Annotated in this window: 16 protein-coding genes; 11 read left to right on the top strand and 5 right to left on the bottom strand. The window is 53.0% G+C overall.

The genetic code is table 11. From position 1 onward, the window contains the following. Positions 1-606 precede the first annotated feature (606 nt). From RBH20_RS16885 to RBH20_RS16900, 4 genes are all read left to right on the top strand, one after another. Positions 607-888, top strand: coding sequence for a winged helix-turn-helix domain-containing protein (locus RBH20_RS16885; RefSeq protein WP_004515801.1), 282 nt, complete (start codon positions 607-609; stop codon positions 886-888). Between the two features lie 406 nt (positions 889-1,294). Further along, complete coding sequence (locus RBH20_RS16890; RefSeq protein ID WP_306710797.1) at positions 1,295-3,142, top strand: hypothetical protein; 1,848 nt, start codon at positions 1,295-1,297, stop codon at positions 3,140-3,142. A 380-nt stretch (positions 3,143-3,522) separates the two neighbouring features. Beyond that, the gene (locus tag RBH20_RS16895) at positions 3,523-4,362 is read left to right on the top strand and encodes a glycosyltransferase family 2 protein (protein WP_306710801.1); all 840 of its coding nucleotides are present in this window, start codon (positions 3,523-3,525) and stop codon (positions 4,360-4,362) included. A gap of 101 nt (positions 4,363-4,463) precedes the next feature. After that, positions 4,464-5,399: a DUF1616 domain-containing protein gene (locus RBH20_RS16900; protein ID WP_306710803.1), complete on the top strand. Its 936-nt coding sequence runs from the start codon at positions 4,464-4,466 to the stop codon at positions 5,397-5,399. Between the two features lie 66 nt (positions 5,400-5,465). Here the strand turns inward: RBH20_RS16900 and RBH20_RS16905 are convergent, their stop codons facing one another. After that, complete coding sequence (locus tag RBH20_RS16905) at positions 5,466-6,635, bottom strand: glycosyltransferase (RefSeq protein WP_306710805.1); 1,170 nt, start codon at positions 6,633-6,635, stop codon at positions 5,466-5,468. 267 nt (positions 6,636-6,902) lie between these two features. Between RBH20_RS16905 and asnB the strand changes: the two genes are divergently transcribed. The 7 genes from asnB to RBH20_RS16940 all read left to right on the top strand — a co-directional run bounded on the left by asnB (position 6,903) and on the right by RBH20_RS16940 (position 17,091). Then, entirely contained in the window at positions 6,903-8,792 is a 1,890-nt protein-coding gene (gene asnB / locus RBH20_RS16910) for an asparagine synthase (glutamine-hydrolyzing) (protein WP_306710809.1), read from the top strand. Positions 8,793-8,922: 130 nt separating this feature from the next. Continuing rightward, positions 8,923-10,113, top strand: coding sequence for a glycosyltransferase family 4 protein (locus RBH20_RS16915; RefSeq protein ID WP_306710812.1), 1,191 nt, complete (start codon positions 8,923-8,925; stop codon positions 10,111-10,113). Between the two features lie 234 nt (positions 10,114-10,347). After that, the gene (locus RBH20_RS16920; protein WP_306710813.1) at positions 10,348-12,138 is read left to right on the top strand and encodes a hypothetical protein; all 1,791 of its coding nucleotides are present in this window, start codon (positions 10,348-10,350) and stop codon (positions 12,136-12,138) included. Between the two features lie 64 nt (positions 12,139-12,202). After that, a complete protein-coding gene (locus RBH20_RS16925) occupies positions 12,203-13,159 on the top strand; it encodes a glycosyltransferase (RefSeq protein ID WP_306710815.1) in 957 nt (318 codons plus the stop codon). A 106-nt stretch (positions 13,160-13,265) separates the two neighbouring features. After that, a complete protein-coding gene (locus RBH20_RS16930) occupies positions 13,266-14,462 on the top strand; it encodes a sulfatase-like hydrolase/transferase (RefSeq protein ID WP_306710817.1) in 1,197 nt (398 codons plus the stop codon). Positions 14,463-14,538: 76 nt separating this feature from the next. Next, complete coding sequence (locus tag RBH20_RS16935; RefSeq protein WP_306710819.1) at positions 14,539-15,720, top strand: glycosyltransferase; 1,182 nt, start codon at positions 14,539-14,541, stop codon at positions 15,718-15,720. Positions 15,721-15,789: 69 nt separating this feature from the next. After that, complete coding sequence (locus tag RBH20_RS16940; RefSeq protein WP_306710820.1) at positions 15,790-17,091, top strand: hypothetical protein; 1,302 nt, start codon at positions 15,790-15,792, stop codon at positions 17,089-17,091. Between the two features lie 45 nt (positions 17,092-17,136). Here the strand turns inward: RBH20_RS16940 and RBH20_RS16945 are convergent, their stop codons facing one another. The 4 genes from RBH20_RS16945 to RBH20_RS16960 form a co-directional block, all read right to left on the bottom strand. Beyond that, positions 17,137-18,396, bottom strand: coding sequence for a hypothetical protein (locus tag RBH20_RS16945; protein ID WP_306710822.1), 1,260 nt, complete (start codon positions 18,394-18,396; stop codon positions 17,137-17,139). A gap of 12 nt (positions 18,397-18,408) precedes the next feature. Further along, on the bottom strand, positions 18,409-20,571 hold the full coding sequence (locus tag RBH20_RS16950; RefSeq protein WP_306710824.1) for a carbohydrate-binding domain-containing protein: 2,163 nt from the start codon (positions 20,569-20,571) through the stop codon (positions 18,409-18,411). Positions 20,572-21,244: 673 nt separating this feature from the next. Next, positions 21,245-21,745: a hypothetical protein gene (locus RBH20_RS16955; protein WP_306710826.1), complete on the bottom strand. Its 501-nt coding sequence runs from the start codon at positions 21,743-21,745 to the stop codon at positions 21,245-21,247. Between the two features lie 58 nt (positions 21,746-21,803). Then, positions 21,804-23,309: a lipopolysaccharide biosynthesis protein gene (locus RBH20_RS16960; RefSeq protein ID WP_306710830.1), complete on the bottom strand. Its 1,506-nt coding sequence runs from the start codon at positions 23,307-23,309 to the stop codon at positions 21,804-21,806. Positions 23,310-23,344 lie beyond the last annotated feature (35 nt).

The following is a 23,344-nucleotide window of genomic DNA, read 5'->3' on the forward strand; positions in this document are numbered from 1 at the left end:
TAGTCAGTAGCTGCGTTGGTATTCTGGGAGTAACAGTGTTCTTGGAATCAATCTCCGGTGATCCACGGTAAGACGCCGTTTCGGAATGTGTTGAGACACAATAGAGATATAGAATGGACGTTTCAATTCCTGAGGGGCGGATATATTACCGTTATACGCTATCACTCTGTCTATGATTGTACAGGATAAATCATCGCGTATACCGTCTATTGCTGTCGGCTGTTCAAGTAACGTAATCCTATGCATCGCAATTGAACGGCTACCTCCACCGCTAAATGCCTTCTACGTACGAACCCTTGATGGAACTTTACTTGGCTGGTCGTCAGCAATTGGAACCTCACGAACTCTGCAGTGTCTGCTGTAGATCGGTTGTTGACTGGTTGCCGAATACGCAGGTGAAACGCGCGATCTGTGAACCAGAGGGGAGGGAGACATTACTCACCATATACTCAGTATGCAGGGTAATCAACCGAAATGGTGTATGGCTACGAAGCGATACCAAGCGACACGAGCGAAACAATTAACCACAGGCACATGGAATATCACTGTACACGAGTTTGTGTCCAAGAAAAGTAGTTGGTACACTCGTGCATACGAATAGATACGATGGCAGACTTTGATCAGTGGGACGAAGTGAGCTACGTAATCAGCTCACGGTATCGAGTCGAGACTCTCCGACGGTTGTCAGAAGGCCCTGCGACACCGTCGTTAATCGCGGACGATAGAGAAATGAGTATTGCTCACGTTTCACGCGCCTTGCAAGAGCTTCGTGAGTCGGAACTGGTTGATCTACTAGTTTCGGAAGATCGGAAGAAAGGCCGTGTGTACGACATTACTGAGAAGGGTGTCGATATTTGGGAAACAATCGAACGGAAGAATATGGCATAACCGTCGCGGCTCGGACTCATACCGATATGATCGTACAGGTGCGCCGACTTAGAATCATCCCTGTCCTTCTTCGGTTCGAATTGAGATTGTAACTGTAGCCGGAGCTGGATAGCCCGAGTACACGCGACTCTGTGAGATCAATTCCGGTATTGAGTCACAACTTGGTGTGATTTCCACAGGTCCAGCTAACGACCGTCGGTTAATTGAGACGCCAACGAACGATATCGATTCACTACGACTGTGGCTGTCAGTTCGCATTTTGACGGATGCGTCTGGTGGTAAACGAATGCTACCCATTCCAAGATATCGCCGAACGAAAGCCGCTCTTCGATCTTGAATGCAAAGGGTCTCTACCGGCGGGTATAGCGGTCGTAACAATAATGATTTGTAACCTACCTGCGTACGCATGTTGTCAATAGGTTATGGAAAATTACTGATTGGGTGCGTCGCTGGACTGTTAGTCCTTGGAGGCGCTACGCTAGGGCTTGGAATCGGTGGCTTCGCCGATGTGCCGGCAGATTCGGCGACCACTGTGGACGAGGACGAACTGGAAATACGTGCTGTGCAGACTCCGACCGAAATTCGGCCGGACGAGCCACTGCATGTACAACTTCGGATTACAAACACGGGGTCGGAACCGACAACGAAACAAGTAAGACTACGATTGAACGGGGACGGAGATCAACAGCCTCCCGAAACAGTAGCAACAAAACAAGTAGAGGCTTCGGCAGCTGAACTGACGAACGTGACTCTGGCTGTCGAGCCTGAGCAACTCAGTTCCGGAGAGTACACGTACGGTGTTGCTGTCGGTGAATCATCGTCCCCGAAGGCAACTGGGAATGTGGCTGTCCTCACCCCTCCTACGTTTGTACTCGAGGATACCACTGAAAACGCGACTATCGTCCGTGGAACGAACGCTTCAGTCCGAGCAAACCTGACCAATGTCGGTGCATATCGTGGCGTCCAAACCGTTCGAATCGCTATCGACGAGGACCAAAACGGCCAATACACCGATGCTGAAACGCTGAACGAGAGCGTATACTCGCTTGCGGGCGGCCAGAGTCAGGTGAGTACTACCACGGTCCACACCACTGATATGTCTCCTGGGCAATATCAGTACAAGATCACCACGGAAAACACAACAACGACTGGCACACTCTCTGTCCAGCAACCGGCGACGTTCAAAGTGCAGAACACGACCACACCGGCCAACGTGACAAAAGGCGAAACCGCCAATGTCTCCGTAGTCGTCAAGAACGTTGGTGATGTGGACGGCACCGACAACGTCACAATCCGCAGTGATGCGCTAAATACCACCTATTCACGCTCCGTTTCACTTGCTGCCAACGAAACGACAACGGTGTCTATTGGCGTGAATACGACAAATTTGAGCCGTGGGACACACAACCATTCTCTCGGAACTGGTACCGACACAGAAGCTGTCTCCATGACAGTCGAAGATAGTCATTTTGAGGTGTCGGATCTGGATGGACCAAATGTTCTGTACGTCGGCGATGTGGCTGTGTTCTCCGCGGACGTAACGAATACCGGTAACATAACTGGAGCCCAATCGATCCAGCATCGGATCGACAGCGATGACGATGATCGACCGGAGGCCTATGGAGTCGATAGAAACGTCACGCTTGCACCCGGCGAGTCGACTCGCGTTCAGTTCGAGATCGAATATACGGTAACTGACTCGACAGAGTACCCCGTAGAACCCTTGAGGCTGCAGACGTACGTCTATGGAATTTATTCAGAAGACGCGCGTGCGTCCACAGCTATGTCGGTCAAGCCGTCTTGGGCAAAAGACGGAGGGTCAAGCGGTTCCGGTGGAAGTACCAGTGTCTCTGAGGGTGATCGTGCTTCGCTTGACGAAATAACTCAAGACAAGTACGGACTCTACTATGATGAGGTGAGTAGTGAAACGAAGCGCCAAGTCGAAGAGATCCACGAACGCCAACCGTTCGCAGACGGTCTTGCAGCCGCAGAGGTGCGGACGCGTGAGGAAATAGCTCGGCAAGAGTATGATGCCGATGTGAAAGCCGGCGAGAAGTTTAATTTCACTAAATTAGAAATCGAAACTCAACAGAATGTCGAAGCGGACTTCGATGCACAGTTCCAGACCGATTCTGGCGACCGAATTGAGTCATGGGACGAACTGGCCAACGATACATATGGGTCGTCATACGAAAATCTAACCGCTAGTCGCCAGGCGGACATCAGGACGACGTATCAGGACCAATTCGAGTAACCACTCCTTCTCACAGGAGTAATCGCCGTACATGGGTGCTTTTCAGAATTAATCTAACGCGATATTTATCGACCCAACAGTTCACTGTATATAACCGCTAACCCTGGAAAGTAAGGAATAACAATAGATTGATTTCTCCAACATGGCGACAGAGAGGGCCCTATTGGTGGCCGGTGAGTGGCCCTACGAACCTACCATGACTATCACTGAATCAGAGGTTGCTATTGGCGCGTGGGTCTGGCATGAAAGCAGACCCGAGATGAGTAGCTCACTTTCCGGTAACTCTGTGTGTCTCGTAGCGGATTCACTCCAGCAATGCAACCATGCCGTGCAACTCACAGACGCGAAGCGACACGGCTCATTCTCAGGGGGGACAGAGCGTGTATAAGGGTTCGACGATTGGTGTTGTTGTCCCTGCATACAACGAAGAGGGGTTCATCGGTGATGTCATCGACTCACTCCCGGCGTACGTTGATCAGGTCTTTGTTATTGACGATTGCTCGACAGATGGTACATGGACCGAGATCAAAGAATACGTCGATACCGAGGTAAAACAGGCAGGTGTAACCAGTGATTCCGCAGAACAAATAGTTGTCGCCGACGGGGCCGGAAAAACGGTTTCTGAAAGCCAGACCTTCCTCGACAAGCGGATCGTCCCGGTCCGTCATCAGACCAACGGTGGTCGGGGGGCCGCCGTACAAACTGGATATGAGTTAGCGCTTATGAGCGGCATGGACGCGGTTGCAGTCCTTGATGGCGACGGTCAGATGGACCCGAACATCCTTGATGAGATACTTGACCCAGTCGTCGAGGGAGAAGCAGATTACGCGAAAGGTAACCGCCTGATATCGCGTCGCCACTGTACTCAGATGTCTAACTGGCGGTTATTTGGGAATGCGCTGCTCACGATGCTGACAAAAATCGCGAGCGGACACTGGAAAATGCGCGACCCACAGAACGGATACACCGCGATTTCCGCGACGGCGCTCGAACAACTCTCTCTGAACGACCTGTTCGACGACTACGGGTTCCTGAACGATATGCTAATTCAGTTAGACGCCAATGGAATGACTGTTCGGGATGTGCCGATGGAGGCGCTTTATGGTGACGAATCGAGCGGAATCAGATACAACTCATTCGTTCCGAAGCTATCGCTTCTGTTACTTCGTGGGTGCGTCCGGCGGTTACAGCAAAAATACCTCTCCCGAACCGAGTCGTAGGACTCATTCCGGACGGTTGTAGTCGTTTGATACCGCGATCGGCATACTCAAAGACCGTTATGCGGCTGCTACTTATTATGACGTAGGCGCGAGCGGAACGTATGGGAAGGTGGTCGGATACTTCGCTAGCGACTGTCGATTTGCTTGCTGTCGTGGGGTACACAGCGGTTGTGCTCCTCACAACACTGTCGTCTCTTGAAGGAATTTTCCTCGCTGCCATCGCGCTGCCGTTCTTGCTATTTGTCCCAGGTTACGCCGTGGTCGCGTCGCTTTTTCCGACTCGGAACCCAGAGTACGAGAGCCACCGGTTGATCGCCACGGAACGGATACTATACTCGGTTGCGGCAAGTATTTGCTTGGCAATCATCGTTGGCGTCAATCTTGAGTTCACACCGTGGTCGATTCGTCCAACACCAGTTGTCACTACCCTTGCTATCGTAACTGTGGTGGCAACTGGAATCGCGTGGTATCGCCGCCACCAAAGGACACCGACGGGTCTGGGCCAGACCTCAATGCCCTTCGGAAACTCACGAGCGGCGAGCGGAGGCTCCGAAGGGGAGGGGGTCCAGCTGGGGACTATAGTCGTTGGTGTGGCAATCCTCGTCGCGCTTGCCAGCGTAACATTGGTCGCGGCGCAGCCACAGCGTGGCGAAGCGTACACAGAGTTCGGACTGTTGACCGAGAATGAGACTGGTGATCTGGAGGCGAGCGGCTATCCGGAACAGATCACGATGGGCGAGTCCGAACAGATGTACTTCACTGTCACGAATCACGAGATGGCAACAACTGAGTACGTCGTCACCGTGCAGTTGGCCAGAACGGCGCCGACTGGAGAGGTGATTGAGCGCACACGTCTCGATACTTATAATAACCGGACAGCGGCTGGAGACCGTTGGCTGCAGCGTCACACGGTTACGCCGGTACTGGAGGGCGAACGCCTGCGGTTAACGTACTTGTTGTACAGGGGAGGTCTTCCGGATCAACCCACGGCTGAGAACGCGTACCGTGAGACGCATATCTGGATCGACGTAACGTAAGCTATCGACGACAGGAGTCTGGGGTAGATTTTGCACAGTTCTGATGGCTGTTGTAGGCTGCGCCGCTCACGAAGGGGTGAGCGGCTCGGATCGTTTACCGGCACCATCGGCGATATCCACTGATGCGAAACTTCGAATAAACGCTTCGTACTCGTCGATTACGGCTGTCGGGGCGAAATCGTTCGCACGTTCAACTAGCACGTCGCTCGGGAGTGGATCGTCAAGTGCCGTCTGGATTGCCGTTGCGAGTCCCTCGTCGTCATTGACATTCACGAGTGGGCCGTACTCACCATCTTTGAGGATCTCTGCCGGGCCGCTGGGACAATTGGTCGAGACGACTGGACATCCGCAGGCAAGTGCCTCGATGAGTACGGTCGGCAGCCCCTCGTGGACCGAAGACATTGCGAGGACATCCACACCCGCCATGTAGCCGTAGGGGTTGTCGACAAAGCCGGGAAACGAAACCACGTCGTCGATACCTAACTCGGCAGCGAGGGTTTCGAGTTTGGTTCGCTTTGACCCGCGGCCGACAATGATCGCACGTGTGTCCGGTCGGGCGGAATGGACCTTTTCGAAAGCGCGGAGGAACGATTCAAAATTTTTCGCTCTCTCTAGGCGACCGACACCGAGGACAACGTCAAGGTTCGCAGATTCGATCCAGGGATGATCCACCAACTCTCCTGCCCGCTCTTGGACCTCATTGACGGGGACCGGGTTATGGAGGACGGATACCTTCTCCCGGTTGATACCAACGTGTTCCACGACGCTCTCTGCAACACCCTCTGAAACAGCGACGAACTGGTCTATCTGATGGGCGAGGCGACGTTGCAGCCACTGGACGAGTTTCTCTTTCGATTCCTCCTGCATCCCGAGTGTATTATGAATTGTAGCAATTGCGGTAGTATCGGTGCCCGATAGAATTTGCGAAATTATATGGATATCGTTAGCATACGTCATCTGAGAGAAGAGTACTTCGGGAGATTGTCGCCGCAGATATCGCACGAGAGCGGGAACGCTCGCACCGATTCCTATCCCTGGTATCCTCTGTGTTCCGAGGTCAACGACGTTCACGCTTCCGGCGACATCGCTCCGGAAATCTCCCTCATCGTACGATACGACAAGGTCTACGTCATATCCGCGTCTAGAGAGTCCGTTCGCGACAGAAACTGTCACACGCTCGGCACCACCGATTGTCAGGGAGGGAACGAAGAACGCTATCGGGCCAGTGTTTTCCATTAGTTTCACAGTCTGTGTGAGAGGGCTTGTTTATACTCACCCTACGCCGACCCTCGGAGCACGGTTCTGACCTTCCTGCAGTGCTTTAGTTGATTCGAATAGCTTGACTCGTTTATTCAGGCAGCGTAATCGAATAGAGCTACGCTGTGGACGTTCAGCAGCGGACTGTCAGACTGCATAATGGTAGCGGTGAGCAAAAGAGAGTCAATCTCACTCCACACTGTAGGGAGGGTATAATTTTGAGCATTGGTGTCGATTACGCGAACAATGTGTGGAATCTGTGGTCAGTATGTACAATCTGGCTCACCTGAAACTGATGTTCTTGAACGTATGAACGACTGTCAGTGCCACAGAGGTCCTGACGACGACGGGATTTTCAGAGATGGGAGTGTTGGACTCGCACACCGCCGACTCAGTATCATAGACCCCAAGAATGGCGGCCAGCCGATCCACAACGAGGACGGTACCGTAACCGTCATTTTCAACGGAGAGATCTATAACTACGGTCCTCTCAGGGAACGACTCACGTCTGTTGGACATAGATTTACCACTCAAACTGACACGGAAGTGCTGGTTCATCTCTATGAGGAAGAGGGTCCCAGTTTCGTCGACGAACTCGACGGAATGTTCGCGTTCGCTCTGTGGGACAGTAAGCGAGAACGTCTGTTACTGGCGCGTGACCCGATGGGTATCAAGCCGCTTGTCCTTGCCGAAGCGGACGACACACTCGCGTTCGCATCCGAGCTCCCAGCGTTGTTTGAGAGTGAGATGGACCTCGGTGGCATTGACCGAGACGCAATAGCTCAGTACTTCGCATTCGGCTATATTCCAGCACCGAAAACGGCCTTCCGTAACGTCTCGAAGGTGCGACCCGGCGAGCGGATACTCATATCTGACGATGGTATTGACCGCCAGAAATACCACGAGCCATCCATCACGCTCCGTGACCCCGATATTGACACCGCTGCCTCACACCTACGTTCGCTTGTCGAATCAGCAGTCGAAAAACGCCTGATGGCCGATGTTGAACTCGGCGCGTTCCTCAGTGGTGGGATCGATTCGACGATAATTGTCGGCACGATGGCACAGTTGCTTGATGAGCCCGTGAAGACGTTTACCGTCGGTTTCAATCAGGATCGGTTCGACGAATCTTGGGCGGCACGAGAGGTGGCTTCGTTCCACGACACTGACCACCACGAGATCACGCTCACAGCGAATGACGTACGCGAGTCCGTGCCGGATGTCCTGAATAAATTGGGGGAACCTTTCGCTGACCCGGCACTGATGCCGAGCTACGCTGTGTCTCGAGCCACGAGAAATAACGTCAAGGTCGCACTCTCAGGGGACGGTGCCGATGAACTGTTCGCTGGCTACGATAAGTACCGAGTCGAGTCCCTGTCAAAATACTATCGGGCGCTTCCATCTCAGATACGGAAATACGCCGTCGAACCGGCTGTAAATGCACTACCAGCCTCACGTGGGACTGCAATCGGCGACGCCGTATACAAAGGACAGTGGTTCATAAACCGAAGCGGAGAACGATCGGTTCCGGAACGTCACTTCGACTTAATGCGCGTATCCGATGACCAAGCTATCCAGTCCGTGACGAACGTTGACCCAATCGAGGCTGGGCAGACCACTCTCCGGACACAGCATGCCGCGATATCCCCTGAGCTGACTGATAGAGAGAGTTTGGCACGGATACAGGCTGTCGATACCCGTTTATCACTCCCAGATCAGATGCTCACGAAAGTCGACCAGGCCAGCATGTACAACTCACTTGAGGTTCGTGTTCCGTTCCTTGATACTGATGTCGTTGAGTATGCACTCAGTCTCCCGACGGATCACAAACTAACTGGCCGCGATCGAAAACGTGTGCTGAAACGAGCCTTTGATGATGTGCTGCCGGAGTCTATCTTACAGCGAAACAAACACGGGTTCGATATGCCAATCGGTGAGTGGTTCAAACACGAACTTGCTGATGAGTTCGTCTCGATGGTCCGCTCTACCGACCTGGGTATTCTCGATACTGCTGCGATTTTAGACCTATTCGAAGAGCACCTCGATGGAAACCATGATCACTCGCGGTTCCTCTGGACCGTATACGTTTTCAAACATTGGGCTGTGCGTATGCAAGAACAGGGAGTCCTCGAATAGGCATACGGAGCCCGGAGTTAGTGTGACTGCTCACCACAATCTGGTTTCTTGTACTCTCTATAGAGGCCTATTACTCAAAAAATCGGACTATTAACTATACCCGTCTACCTGTAAGAGTCGGGCGAAATAAATGCACATACTCCGGGTCGCCCAAGACATCTTCCCTGAAACCGTCGGTGGTGCGCCATATCACATACATGCTCTGAGCCGTGATCAGGCCGCGATGGGGCACGAGGTCACCGTCTTGACTGTCTCGGAAGATGTGGAAGAGCGAGAGGTCACTAACCAAGAGGGATACACTCTGATCAAACAACCGCCAAAGCTAGAGCTCCTCGGCAATCAGATCTTCGCTAACACCGTCCGTGATTTGCGTGGTATGGAAGACTACGACGTGGTTCACACCCACTCTCACCTGTTCTTCTCCAGTAACGTGGCCGCGCTGTACTGCCGAATGGCTAACATCCCAATTGCAATCACGTGCCACGGCCTCAACTCACAACGAGGTCCGTTCTGGTTCTCACGTGCACACCTTCGCACGCTGGGTAAGTGGACATATAATTCGGCTGATGTTACGCTTTGCTACACAGATGTTGAGCAATCCAAACTCCGTAATCTTGGTGTTGACGCTGACATCGCGGTTGTAAACAATGGAATCGATACCAACCGCTTTTCACCTGCTGGACAGGCCCATCCCGATATCGCGCACCAGAGTGGCCAGGCAATCGTATTTGTTGGCCGCTTAGTTGACGGAAAGCGGCCCCAAGACGTGTTAGCTGCATTCGATAGGATACAAGAGCGCTGTCCGGACGCATCGCTGTTTTTCTGTGGCGATGGCCCGCTCCGCGACAGTCTCGAATCGACTGTCGCTGATAAGGGGCTGACAGATGCTGTAACATTCCTCGGACGGGTCCCCTATCAGGCAATGCCTTCGGTATTCAGAGCAGCGGACCTATTCGTTCTTCCGAGTCGGACTGAAGGCTTTCCACGGACAGTTATCGAAGCTTTAGCCTGTGAAACTCCAGTAGTTGCCAGCGATCTCGAACAGACCTCAAAAATAGTCAATCAAACCGGAAAAACAGTCCAAGTTGGCAATGTCGAGGGATTCGCGACGGCGATTTCTGACTTACTCAGCGATCAGGGCCGTCTCTCAGAACTGGGAAAACACGGCCGCGAAATCGTAACGACACGTTACAACTGGGAAGAGACAGTGCAAGAAACAACAGAAATACTGGGTCAAGTGGCTGAAATCGGTGACTCTGTGATTCGAGACCAGAAGGAGTCGACCAGCAGCCCTACACCCGTGATCAAGGACGAGATTTGAACGAATGGCGAGTCGAGCCTCGACTGATTCAGGTTGCACAGTTCCACATCCATGCCGTGTTTTGTGGCCCAATCGACATTGCGGTTCAGACGGTCTATTGACACTGGTCGGAACATGATCTTGGTGAGGGCGATAGCCTCAGAAGCGTTAGTCGCTGATTACTTAATATCTACCCTACGCAAGGTTGGGCAAGACGTGGGTCTCACACTGCGTAGCGGGTCAGAAGGGTAATAAATGAGTCACGAGACTGATCTTGACCGGGAATCGTTCGACAGCTTTGAGTTCGCCAACCGTGATATACAGGAATATCTGGTCATACTACTGTCCGGGGTCCTTGTCCTCGAGAGCGCGCTCTTCCTGTCCATTCAACCAGTAACTGGATATGAAACCTCTCTGGTCGATGGACTGTCCCAGATGTTCTGGTTCACTTTCTATTCGATCATGGTCGGTGGAATATTGACCCTGATAGCAGCAGCTATTACGCAAACGAGGTACTGGCGACATGGCCTTGGCCTCGTTCTTTCAAACTACGCGCTGTATTTCTTCCTCCCGAAAGCTCGCGGCTATCGGTTTTACGGACAGGGAACAGCAGATGCACTGCAACACTTCGGCGATGTCAGGGCGATTCTCGAAACAGGATCACTTCCCGGAATCTGGTATCCTGGTGAACACGTGCTGATGGCCGAGATGACGATGCTAGGTGTCCCGATTGACGCGATGCCATACCTGGCAGCGTTGTTGTTTACGACGCTCCAGATCATCGGCATCGGGGTCCTTGTGAAGACGCTCTCTGGCAAACGGGGGAGTCTAGCGGCCGGATTAGCAGCCGGAAGCACTCTCATTTATACGACTTTCCACCTCTCAAACCACCCGGCGATGAACTCATTCATGATCGTTCCGGTTCTGCTTACGCTCACAGAACTCTACCGACGGAGTAACGACACCGAGTACCTTCTTTTGATTCTTTTGGTCGGCTTGTTCATCATCTACTCACACCCGATGACAACTCTGTTTATGCTGGGTGTCTTACTGTTGACCTCTATCTATTCCGGGGTATTCGGACGGCTTTCCCTATCATCCACTCCGCAACTCAGCCCCCGGCTTGGCGTGGCCTTCCTTCCGCTCCTATTTGCCTGGCTCACAAACTTTGGTCAGACGCGCCAAGCTATAATAAAAATCGCCACGTCGCAAGATGAGGTAAATCCAGCGGCCAGAGAGGTACAGCGAGCCGGCTCAGTCCAGTTTTCACCTCTACAACTCGCCGAGAAATTCATCACCCTATACGGGTCGACTACAATTTACTTCGCTATCGCCGGGGTAGCCGTCCTCTTGACCTTGTACTGGTTTCTCTCCGAAGGGATGCGGTACGATTGGGGCTTCGCTTCGGTTCACTTCGTTGCAGGACTCGGTATCGCAGCGACCTTCCTTCTGAGCAATCTCATCGTGAAGGGAATAATCAGAGTCAACAGATATGCCCTCCTGTTCGCTGCGGTCCTTACAGGGCTGGCACTGATCCATACCGCTGCTAGGCGCCATTCGGCCATCACCGTTGCCTTGACCGTACTCGTGCTTTTAAGCGCCTGTCTCGCTGCAAATGCTGCTTACGAGCCAAACCGTCACATGACATACGCCGAGTACGACGGGTCACAATTCATGGCAGCGAATATTGATGAAGGAGTTCCCATTCATGCAATGGACACGTCACACAAGATGGAAGCGTTCGTCTTGGGCACAAACCATCCGCGCTACTACCCACAGAGTTTCAGTATGGACAATAACTTGCCACGGAACCTCGGCTATTTCAGTCCGGACATTATTGCCTCTGACACATTTGGACGAAGCTACGTCGTCACGAAGACACACGATGTCAAACAGCACACCGCATCATATTATACAAAAGACCAACAGGATTATCTATTCCGATACGGCGAAGACAGTCTGGCGAGAATGCACAACGATCCAACGGCGAACAAGGTATACGCTAATGGAGGGTTCACCGGCTGGTCCGTGGCGCCCCAAAATTAGCCAGCAGAGCCACGCATAGCCAGACACTAACTTTACTTCGATACCGCAAATCACCACCAGCCATATGCCAAATCCGCTCGTCAGCGTTGTTCTCCCGACATACAAGCGACCGGACAAACTTCGAGGTGCAGCACGGAGTGTCGCGAACCAGACATACTCGAACATCGAACTCATTGTCGTTGATGATCATTCCCCGCAGCTGGCAGCCGATACACTTGCCGGAGAGCCGCTAGAGAGCATTAAGATCAACTGTGTCCGTCATCAAGAGAACAGAGGAGCGAACCAGGCACGGAACACGGGTATTGAGCGAGCAGAAGGCGAGTACATCGCGTTACTAGATGACGACGACGCCTGGGACTCGGAAAAGATTGCTCGACAGGTCGCTGAGTTGGAAGATAGTGCTGACGGTGTCGGCGTAGTCTACACCGGATGCGAGTATGATTACGGAGACTACACACGTGACGTTATCTTCACGGCGGAAGGAAATGTTACCAAAGATCTCCTATTGGGGGAATCGTTCGGTGAATTCTCGACGCTGATGGTTGCGGCCGATATCATTCCACAGGCCGGACTCCCTGACGAGCGGTTTCCCAGCTGGCAAGATAGAGAGTGGCTGATACGACTCTCACTACATACCGAGTTTCGCGTGATTCCAGAAGTGCTGACATATCGGCACTGTCCTGAAGAGGCGGACCGAATCAGCAACAACTATGCTGAGAAACGGGATATCTCCTATCCGCTGATGGTTGAGAAACACCGGGAACTCGCTGCGAGATACGGACGAAAATACGAGCGGGCCTTTCTCGCGTCACTCCTGTTCATTCTTGGACAGGAAGCGTTACGTACCAGAGCATACTCAGATGCGAGAACGCACCTACTCAAATCAGTGTATTACTGGCCGTTTCGAACCGATAGGTGGCTGTTTGCACTTGCTTCGCTCGGGGGCAGATTTAGTTATATGCCGGCCAAAAACGCGATGAAGACGCTCAACTCAATCAAAAGTGAAGCAATTACGAAATGAGATATTCTCGATAGATCTCTCGTCTCTTGGTAGCGTTTTTACCTGCTGTTTCATACTTCGTAGGGGTATCTTTACTATATTGTTGTAGTAGCCACCCTCTGGTAGCATGGAGATCGACGTAGAGAACGTCCTCATATACGTTGACGACGCTGTCAGATATAACGCAGTTAACGATGATCTTGCGGAACTCGGGCAGACCCACAAAACGATTGCAGCATCAACGCACACCCCCACATCGTTTGGGAGTCTATTGACTGGGCTGTTACCACCGAACAGTAACATCCACAGCTTCAAGCATTCTGTACCTGCGAACGTCCGCTCGGTATTCGATATTGCGGACCACGAGGCTTCGATAGCTGCTCAAGGCGGCATGAACCACAGTATTGCGGAGATGTTTGCTGATCCCCCACGGAAATCGATTGACGATATTGAACCCCCCTTCGTTCACGTTGCGCGTCGGCCTGGTGGCCACGCACCGTACAACGGATTTGACTGGGACGACTACGAATACCGCAACGAAACTGCTCTTGAATACCTCTGGCGCATATCCTCGGACCCGGAAACGGCACGCAGAGATTATTACGAGGGTGTAGACCGCTCGTTCGAAGAATTCAAGCGTGTCCTACGGACGCTTGAACGCAGAGGGCTCAGAGAAGATACTCTCGTCGTCTATACCAGTGACCACGGTGAGGTACTCGGAGAGTACGGGTACTTCGGACACACACATCTCGCGACGCCTGAAGTCGTATACGTTCCGACGAGCTTCATTCATCCGGACTTGGCTTCTTCGGGTGAGAACGGGCTCCTACACCATGTAGACATCCTACCGACAGTCGCCAGCGCGATGGCCACGCAACCTGATTTCGGGAAGGTAGACGGGACCAACGAAGGAGCGGGTAGGACAACCGGCTACACGCACCTGAACCACATTCGATACGGTTCGTTACCAGGGCCCGCCGAGAAGTTCGTCAGCCTCACTGGTGGGTTTGAGCGGACAATCAAGAGTCTCTGGGATGAACACGGTGGTCACACGTTCGTGGATGGACACAAAATAACGTCATCGATTATCTACATGGCACTACTACTGCAGAAACCCTTCGGACGACAGGTCTTCCACAACCGGAAGGTTCGAGACTCATACCGTCGGTTTCTGCCGGGACATCAGTCGTACGGAAACCCACAGTTTACTGCGGACGAAGCGCGGGTGGAGATAGCGGACCGCCTCTCCGGGGAGAGTGAGGAGACAGTACGTGACATTGACGACGGGACGACAGAACAGCTCGAAAACATGGGTTACCTTTGAGTATGACCGTTCGTATGAACATGAAGACCACACCTCATCTCATAAATACCAGACAACTCAACGGAGTGATTCCCGAATGACAGCAGAGCGTACGACTCTCTGGTACTTTATCGGCGCACTTGTAGTCGGTGGTGCCGAGCGAACACTCGTTGATTTAGCGAATGAAGTTAATGGCAAGGAGTACGACATCACTATCTGGACGATATTCTCGACGAACCCACTCGAATCAGAACTCTCGGATGAAGTCACCGTTCGGTCGCTTACTGACGCTGGTCGTATTTCGAACGGGGCAATAGACGGAGTCGAAAGCCCGCTCGTCTATCTGTTCGCCCCGCTCAAGTTCTGCATCGTCGCCCGTCGTGAGCAACCCGATATCATACAGTCGTTTCTTTTTTACGACAACGTAATTGCCAGGATCGCCGGCGTATTCTGTTCTACAACCATTATCACTGGGGTTCGCGAGGTGCCTAACGACGAACCGCTTGCACGCCGCGTTATCGACCGGATGACGATACCGCTCTCAAACGCGATTGTTTCGAACTCCACAGCGGGACGGGACTACGCTGTTGAACGCGGTGCAGAGGAAGAAAACGTGGCGGTGGTGTACAACGGCCGGAACATCGAACAGTACCGGACAACAGACTCGGCGGACCTGCGATCAGAGCTGGACATCCCGACGGAGGCCACTGTAGTCGGAACCGTCGGCCGTCTTGTTGAGCGGAAGGGCCACTTTGATCTGCTTGATGCGTGGCCCACTATCGTCGCTGAGATCCCTGACGCACATCTTGTATTCGTCGGTGATGGTGCCGATCGGGAGCGGTTGATGGAGCGGGTCAATTCACTCGGATGTGCTGATTCGGTTCATTTCCTCGGAACGCGGCAAGATGTCCCAGCGCTTCTCGGTTCGATTGACATCTTCGCCTTTCCCTCTCATTACGAGGGGCTTCCCGGTGCAGTGATCGAGGCGATGGCTGCGGAGCTTCCGATCGTCGCGACACCTGTGGACGGCACGAATGATCTGCTGGAGAATTACCAGACTGGGTTGTTCGTCGACGTACAGTCACCTGACGAAATTGCGTGGGCGACTATCCGTCTACATCAGCACCGGTCACTTGCTGAAACGCTTGGAACCGCTGCACGGCAGCGGGCGGCACGTGAGTTTACGATTGAATCGATGGTGGATGGCTTTGAGCGAGTGTATCGGGAACTTGAGACGAGACCCGAAGAGACCGCCTACGCACAACCGCTGATTGAGTAATAGCCCTGGGAAAATCCACCGGGAGAGTAGCAACAGTATATTTTACTTGCCTTGTGTAAAGTGACCGATATGGCTAAAGAGACACCGAACCACAGCTACCAGCGCCCGGATCGCGGAGCACAGAACTGGCATGTCCCGTTGAACGAGAATTTTTCACGTATCGACACGGAAGTTGAGATCAAAGATGCTGCTGAAAACCTAGATCAGTATCAACCAAAGGAGGGTGCCAAGTTCCTCGCAACAGATTCGCGACGTATATTTATCGGAAACGGAGAGGAGTGGCTGGAGTTTGGCAGCGCGGCAGGGCGCGCGCGTTCCGTCTCACTTACTGAGGGCAGCGAGAGAGCCACAGTAATGAGTGACGGCACGTTCGTCGCGCAACCAGGACAACTACAGGACGTTATCGATACCGCATCTACTGGGTCTGAGTTCGGACAGGCTCCTGCACAGACCGTCAAGCTGGTCTCCGGTGAGACGTACGAAGTATCCGAGACGGTCCGTCTAAAGAGAGGTGTCAGACTGGAATGTAATGGGGCGAAAGTAGTCCCGACGGGTGACTTCAACGTCTTCGAACTCGCCCGTGATACAGTTCTAATTGACCCCTTTGTCGACACTCGGGGCAAGAGTTGGAGTTCGACACAGGTCGTTATTGGCCCTCAAAACGCACAGAAATTAGATACAGCCAACCGTGCCTGGGTAAAAGACGCATACCTTCTTGGAGACGCAGGCAAGGGTATCGGAATACAGTTCCGTGGTGGTTCGAAACCCTGCTCGATGCAGGTCGCAAACGGGACCCTTGATGGGTTTGACCGGGCAGTAGACTTCTACGCTGCTGGTGAGAACCGCGATCCACAAGGTGACTGGTCGAACGGGAATCAGTTCTGGGGACGGATACAGGACTTCCGGATCGGGATTAGTATGCGGTCGGACGGTGCGGAGGTCAGTGGGAATACCGTTCGCATACAGACGCAGCCCGAACCAGAGGTAAGTGAATGGCTCTGGAAAATGGAGGCCGACCCACGAGAGTCCCGAGATGATAATAAATTCGTTATGAAAGGCAATACGGTAATGGCATATCCCTGGGACGTATCGTCATTCAAGCGGAATAACTCATATTATTCGGAGAGCGATCGAGATGCGCCGTTCTGGTTTATCGGGCGTGGTCGCCGGTACGGAAACTCACTCTTAGATATGAGCGGGGTGCGTGGTAACCAATACGTGCTCAACAATTCAGATACGCCAGACAGGAACGGCATCTTCACTGCACATGGTGGCTTTGTCGTGGGTACAACAGAGTTTGAGACACAACCAGCATACCAGCAAAACGATAGCCGAAATTGGCATCCTCAGTCACGAAATGAGGCTGAGTAAATAGTTTCCCTGTCGGCTACGAGCGCCTAAGTAGTCCTAATGGGATTAGTTCTTCGAGTCTTCGTGCCACATCCGACTTTCGCTGTTCCGTTGGTACGCAGGCGGATGTGAGAACTGCCTGGTGCCGGTGACCTTCCCACCATGATAGGTGAAGATCCCATTTCGATCTGGGTAATCAGAATTATTGACGATATACTGGTTTCCGAGCTTCCCGGATTGGTCAACGAGTGAATTACCGTAGTTTATCCCCTCGCCGATATACCACACTGGTGGCTTCCGATCGCCACTCTCAGCGAACGGATTGTTGTCCATATAATTGTTGTTGTCCCACGGATACACCATCATGGTGTTCCCCGACTTCCGGTACATATTGTCGTCTCGATCGCTATCGGAGCGGGGATCGTCCTCCATGTACCAGAGCCATTCGCTCACATCGTTGTCAGGCTGGACCATCAACTTGAAGACGTTCCCCGAGACTTCAGCTCCCTCAGAGCGCTGGTTGACGCCGACACGGAAGGCTTCCAGTGAGCCGTAGAACTGGTTCCCGTTCGACCAGTCGCCCTGTCCACTGTAATCGTTGCCGCTGGCATAGAGGTCGATCGCGATATCGAACCCGTGTATTGTTCCGCTAGCGACCTGCATCGAGCAGGGTTTCGAACCACCCAAGAACTGGAGTCCGATGCCCTCGCCGGGTGTTCCCCAGAGATAGGCGTCTTCAACGGTTGCGCGGTTCGCCAGCTCAATTTTGTCTGCGTCCGATGCGCCGACGACGACCTGTGTCGAATTCCAATTAACCGACCGGGTGTCAATGAACGGATCGATGAGCTGCGTCCCGCGGTACATCTCAATGACATTGAAGTCGCCTTCCGGAATGATCCGAGCGCCGTTACATTCGAGCCGGACATTCCGCTTCAGTCTGATAGTATCCGATGGGAAGTAGTTCTCACCGGAGACGAGCTTCACAGTTCGGCTCGGGCCCTGTGCCCAGGTGTGTGACTTAGACGCCTGATCGATTACGGACTGTACTTCGCCCGGCGGTGCGATGAGCGACCCGTCGTCGGCCTCAGAAACGGAATCGTCGGATGCACTGAGGCTCCCAACGCGGTTCCAGTTGCTGCCGTCGCCAATGTATACCGTACCGGTATCGGTCGCCAAGAACTTCGACCCCGTCTTCGGTTCGTACTGGCTGATATTGGACTCTGCATCCCGGAGTTCGACGTGGCTGTCGAGTTTTTCGAAGTTTTCGTTGAGCGGTACGTGCCAATCGAGCGTGCCCTCTGCGGGCGTGTTGTATCGTTCTGCCATTGATTTGTCGCGTTACTGGGTACCCCCGTACCCACCCATCCCGTAGCCTTCACTGCCAAAGTCGTCAGTACCTGACTCGGTCGCTGTCTCGGTTTCAGTCGGCGTCTCAGTTTCCGTTGGTGTCTGAGTTGGTGTCTCAGTTTCCGTTGGCGTCTGAGTTGGTGTCTCCGTCTCGGTCGCTTCGCTGAATTCGAACCAGTTGAAATCAATGCCGGAGCCAACTGCTTTCACTTGGATGACGTGCTCGCCATCATCTTGGACCGTCACGTCAGGAAGCGTCGCCGTTTCCCAGGTCGTCCAGCCGCCGGTGTTCGGGACATCTACTGTCCCAAGTTGCTCACCGTCGAGGCTGAACTGCAATTGCCTGTTATCGCGTGTCGTCGCGACGCGAACGTCGATGTCGTATGTTCCGCCCGGCACCTCCGCGGTGTATTCGAGCCATTCACCGTCCTCGAAATACCCAACGTTGTACGTCCCGGAACTGTCCTGCGTTTCTCGGATATCGACATCAGAATCCCGATAGCCAAGACCATACTCACTGCCGGCAGTAGTATCGTGATACGACACGCCTTCTCCGCCAAGGTCGTATGCTTGTGACTGTATCCTGCCGGGAAGCGTCGGGATATCATCGAATGGCTGATTCCCGACGACCTCAAACTCGGCCCAGTTGAAATCGATGCCGGACCCGATAGCTTCGACCCGAAGCACCCGCTGTCCGTCGGCATCGATGGTCACGTCTTCCAGTGTTGCAGTCTCCCACGAGGTCCATCCGCCCGTGTTGGGAACGTCAACGGTTCCTAATTCCCGATCGCCGAGAGAGAACTTGAGTTGTCTATCGTCTCGCGTTGTTGCAACACGAGCCCTGAGGTCGTATTGTCCTGGCGAAACATCGGCCGAGTATTCGAGCCATTCGCCGTCTTCGAAGTACCCGATGTTGTATTCCCCGGAGTCGTCTTGGGTCTCTCTAATGTCGACATCGGTGTCACGGTAACTGGTGTCGTATTCGTTTCCAGCAGTCGTATCAGAGTATGATACCCCCTCACCACCCGTGTCGTAGTTTTGTGCCTCGATGCGTCCGGGAATCGTGGCTAGAGTCCCATTGTACGGCTTCTGTGCATCGACTCTATCGAATTCGACCCAATTGAATTCCACACCGGAATCTAGTGCTTCGACGCGAAGCGTCGATTGCTGCTCGGACTCGATTTCGATGTCCTCTACGGTGACTGTCTCCCACGAGGTCCAGTCGCCTGTGTTAGGGACAGTGACGGTTGTGAGGGTACGATCCCCAAGAGACAGTTCGAGTCGCCCGTCAGAAAGTGCCGAGGCCACTCGGACCCTAACATCGTACGTTCCGGGTGAGACGTCGAGTGTGTACTCGAGCCACTCACCGGTCTGGAAGTAGCCGATATTGTATTTCCCTGACTCGTCCTCTGTTGGCCGGATATCAACGTCTGTATCTCGGCTTGATGAACCGTAGATATTTCCACCAGACGTGTCATGGTACGCTTCGCCTTCGCCACCAAGGTCGAAATTCTGTGCCTGAATACGACCAGGAATTGCTCTGACAGTCCCCTCGTAGGGTGACTGAGACTGTGTCGTGCTGTCCGTCGAAATGGTTAGTGAGTAATCGCCACCGCTTCGACTGATATCCATTACTTGCAGGTAGTGCGTGCCACTGTCTGAGAGAGACTCCGGCAGATACACCGGGGCATCCGAACTCGCGTACGCCTGGGAGAGTAGTTCACCGTCGGGATTGAACATCCCAAGCGCCGCAGCACCCGTATCTGCACTTGGCGTAAATTTAACCGCTACATCTCCGCTGTCGGGCCTGAACGCAAAAAGGTCAGAGGAACCTGGAGACAGTGTTGTCGAGAGCGGTGAATCGATGCTGAGCCTGCTGACCGAACTTGCCATGCTGGTATCTTCGGCCACCTTCGAAACGTCGACTGCGGCGAGTTGCGTCGTAACTGCAGGCTCACCACCGTAGCCGAATTTTGTTGCCGCTCCCCCTGCGGTAGGATCATCTTTACCGGCACATCCTGCCAAGGACGCGGCGGCAACGCCTGCTATTTTCATGTACGTGCGGCGGTCTACGATGGTCGATCCCGTCGTACTACTTTCATCTCGCGACACCTCACCACTGTCGCACGAGCGATTCTGTTCTTCGTTGGTCACACTCCGGTAATCCCTATTTACTATTTTATTCGTTGTTACCGGTTAGATCTCGTTTACATAGCTTGATCTCCATCCGTTACTTTCTTGCATACCACATTTCGAGAAAATCTTATGTTTGAAAATAGCAATTGAGAAATTATATCTTATCTGGTATAGTTGTGTTGCTGTATATTTGGAATATTAAGAGCGTCCTACCATCAGCTAGACCCCTAACTCGTGGCAATCAGATCAGTCTTGTTTGGAACTCAATAGACCTACATCACTGGGTCTTGTTTCAGAGACAACGAGGTCGTCCGCTCAAGTTCTCTTGTGGATTCAAGATGTTCGAGCCATTCGCAATAGGGTTCACAGCTCCTACCAGTCCGTCCGATGTACCAGCTATTCTCAGCAGTGATTAACGGATGGCTGTCACTCACATCTTTAGCTGTGGGATGTCAGGCCTCTTGAAGTATATTCGGTTTAGCAACTGCGCTATTGACTTCTAATATGGTGCTGATTGAATTTCTTGAACCACTCCGTCCGGTACTTCGGTATTCAAGTTTGGGATGCATTCACTCGAAAACAAACCCTGCTGCTGGACCTGATGTAGCAGTATATTCACAGAGGAATATTCTGTGAAAAATGCGGCCACGCTCTACGCAATATTCCTGAACGAGTCTCTACGCTGGAGTGGTCATTCCGTGGTCGGGTCTTCGACTCCGACTCGACACCGACGTTGTAGGGACTCCTTTTCGTTTGCCAGACACGACAGTGAGATGATGGTATCACCGTTCAGGAGAGATGTCTGAAACGAAATGTGGTCCCCCACTGTGGTACCGCTGTAGAGCGCTCTTGATGTCCGGTAATCCATTGTTCCAGTCCGACTGAACAGTTTGAAACTGCTGTTGTGGTGATCGACTGTGACGTGGAACTGTATAGAGTCGTAGGTTTTTCGTATCGAAGTTGCAACCTCTGGCGGTATCTCCCCTGGTGACTGCCCGAGCTGTCCCTCATGCTCGGACGAAACAGTTGTCTCGTCATCGTCGATGACGGCGATCTCAGTCGTCTCCCCTTCAGCGATGCCAACAAACCGTTTTTGAACTACCTCTCCTTGATTGACAAGCAGCAGCTGATCTAACCAACGCGTACCCTGTAAAAACGGGAGGACGCCAGCAAGCACTGTTCGTCGCTTCATCGCGCTTCACTCCTCTGTTCGCCAGGTCGATTGATTTGGATTGTCTGTCTCATTTTGATCACGCCAACGCATCGAATATTGATTCGAGGTTCTGCTTGACTTCCCAATTGAAACTAAACATGAGGGCCAGAGCCAGTGCGACATACACTCCGATACCCACGAGAATTAACAGGATAAACTCCAATACCGGCGCATTAAGAGTCACTGTCTGATAGACGTAGGTCACTGCGGCTCCCATCCCAAGACTTGCCACCAGTGGATACGAGACCTCCTTGAGGACTCGAATCGGAGACGCTTCGACAGTCCGGGCAATAAGATAGGTGTCTATCGGCATCATCGGGAAGATGTAGATGCCCGTAATGAGGGCTGCGGTGCCCTCGATCCCATACATCATCGTGGCTGGGTAGATGAATATCGTAATGAGGGCGACACGTACAGCGGAGAGCTTAGCGATATAGTCAGGCCGTCCGACTGCCTTCCAGACCGGTCCCATCGTCGCACCCATTGAACGCAATAGCCCATAGATAGCTAGCAACTGCATTACCGGTATCATCGGCTGCCATTCGGGGGTAAAAAACGCCTCGACGAACGCGGGTGCGATTGCCGCGATCCCCATCGCTGCTGGGAACGAAGCCAATGTGGTCATTCTGAGCGTCTGGAAGTATCCGGACCGTAGCTTCTCGACATCGTTCTGCACCTTCGAATACGCTGAAAACGTTACACTCGAGATTGTCTGTGTGATTTCGGTCGCCGGCGCGTTCGAGAGCCGGTAAGCGAGCTGGTAAAATCCCAATGCACTTGCCATGAGCGCCCAGCCGACAAACGCATCGTCCCCTCTACTGTACAGGAAGTATAGGATCGAGTTGGCGGTAACCCATTTCCCGAAACTGTACCGTTTCTTCGCAACATCGACGTCAAACGACGGCCATGGCCGGTATCCGTCTGCGATATACGAGACGAGGAACCGGGCTGCGTCGCCGGCGATGTATCCGATTGCCAGTGCATAGACAGTTGGCTCATACAGAGCTATGCCTACAGTGACGACGAAGTACGCCACCGCGCCGCTGACTCTGTAGACGAACTCTTTGTGGAAATCTAAACTCTTCTGGAAATAGACGACAGCGGGGTTTCGTAACCCAACGATAAACGGCGAGAGGGCGATGACCCGAAACAGGTCGGTCGCCGCAGGTTCGTTGAACAACGATGCAATAAACGGGGCTCCAAGGAACAGGATCACGGCGATTACGGTCCCCCTGGCTGTCTCGATTGTCCAGGCCGTGTTGAGCTCGTCGTCAACGTTGTCCTCCTCGGCCTGTATCAGAGCAGACTTGATACCCAACTCAGAGAACTTCTTGAGTGAGGAGAGTGTTAACAGCGCAATCCCCATCAACCCGAATGCACGCGGAGACAACAGTGAAGCAACGATGACCAGCAATAGCAACTCTAGCCCCCGCTCAGTGACGTTCATTACGCCGACCCAAACGCCACTCTTCACAGCCTGCTCCATAATATCATCACTGGCTGGGAGCAGTCGCTTTATCAACTGTTTCAGTTTATCTAGCATCGTCGCTTGAACTCCCCGTCACGTATGTGACGAGC

Origin of the sequence: Haloarcula sp. H-GB4 (assembly GCF_030848575.1) — an archaeon.
Classification (GTDB): domain Archaea; phylum Halobacteriota; class Halobacteria; order Halobacteriales; family Haloarculaceae; genus Haloarcula.

Coding starts and splice junctions, on each gene's coding strand:
- RBH20_RS16925 (WP_306710815.1), top strand. CDS start 12,203: ATGCCAAATCCGCTCGTCAGCGTTGTTCTCCCGACATACAAGCGACCG.
- RBH20_RS16945 (WP_306710822.1), bottom strand. CDS start 18,396: ATGGCAGAACGATACAACACGCCCGCAGAGGGCACGCTCGATTGGCAC.
- RBH20_RS16915 (WP_306710812.1), top strand. CDS start 8,923: ATGCACATACTCCGGGTCGCCCAAGACATCTTCCCTGAAACCGTCGGT.
- asnB (WP_306710809.1), top strand. CDS start 6,903: ATGTGTGGAATCTGTGGTCAGTATGTACAATCTGGCTCACCTGAAACT.
- RBH20_RS16955 (WP_306710826.1), bottom strand. CDS start 21,745: ATGAAGCGACGAACAGTGCTTGCTGGCGTCCTCCCGTTTTTACAGGGT.
- RBH20_RS16960 (WP_306710830.1), bottom strand. CDS start 23,309: ATGCTAGATAAACTGAAACAGTTGATAAAGCGACTGCTCCCAGCCAGT.
- RBH20_RS16940 (WP_306710820.1), top strand. CDS start 15,790: ATGGCTAAAGAGACACCGAACCACAGCTACCAGCGCCCGGATCGCGGA.
- RBH20_RS16935 (WP_306710819.1), top strand. CDS start 14,539: ATGACAGCAGAGCGTACGACTCTCTGGTACTTTATCGGCGCACTTGTA.
- RBH20_RS16890 (WP_306710797.1), top strand. CDS start 1,295: ATGTTGTCAATAGGTTATGGAAAATTACTGATTGGGTGCGTCGCTGGA.
- RBH20_RS16930 (WP_306710817.1), top strand. CDS start 13,266: ATGGAGATCGACGTAGAGAACGTCCTCATATACGTTGACGACGCTGTC.
- RBH20_RS16920 (WP_306710813.1), top strand. CDS start 10,348: ATGAGTCACGAGACTGATCTTGACCGGGAATCGTTCGACAGCTTTGAG.
- RBH20_RS16905 (WP_306710805.1), bottom strand. CDS start 6,635: ATGGAAAACACTGGCCCGATAGCGTTCTTCGTTCCCTCCCTGACAATC.
- RBH20_RS16885 (WP_004515801.1), top strand. CDS start 607: ATGGCAGACTTTGATCAGTGGGACGAAGTGAGCTACGTAATCAGCTCA.
- RBH20_RS16900 (WP_306710803.1), top strand. CDS start 4,464: ATGGGAAGGTGGTCGGATACTTCGCTAGCGACTGTCGATTTGCTTGCT.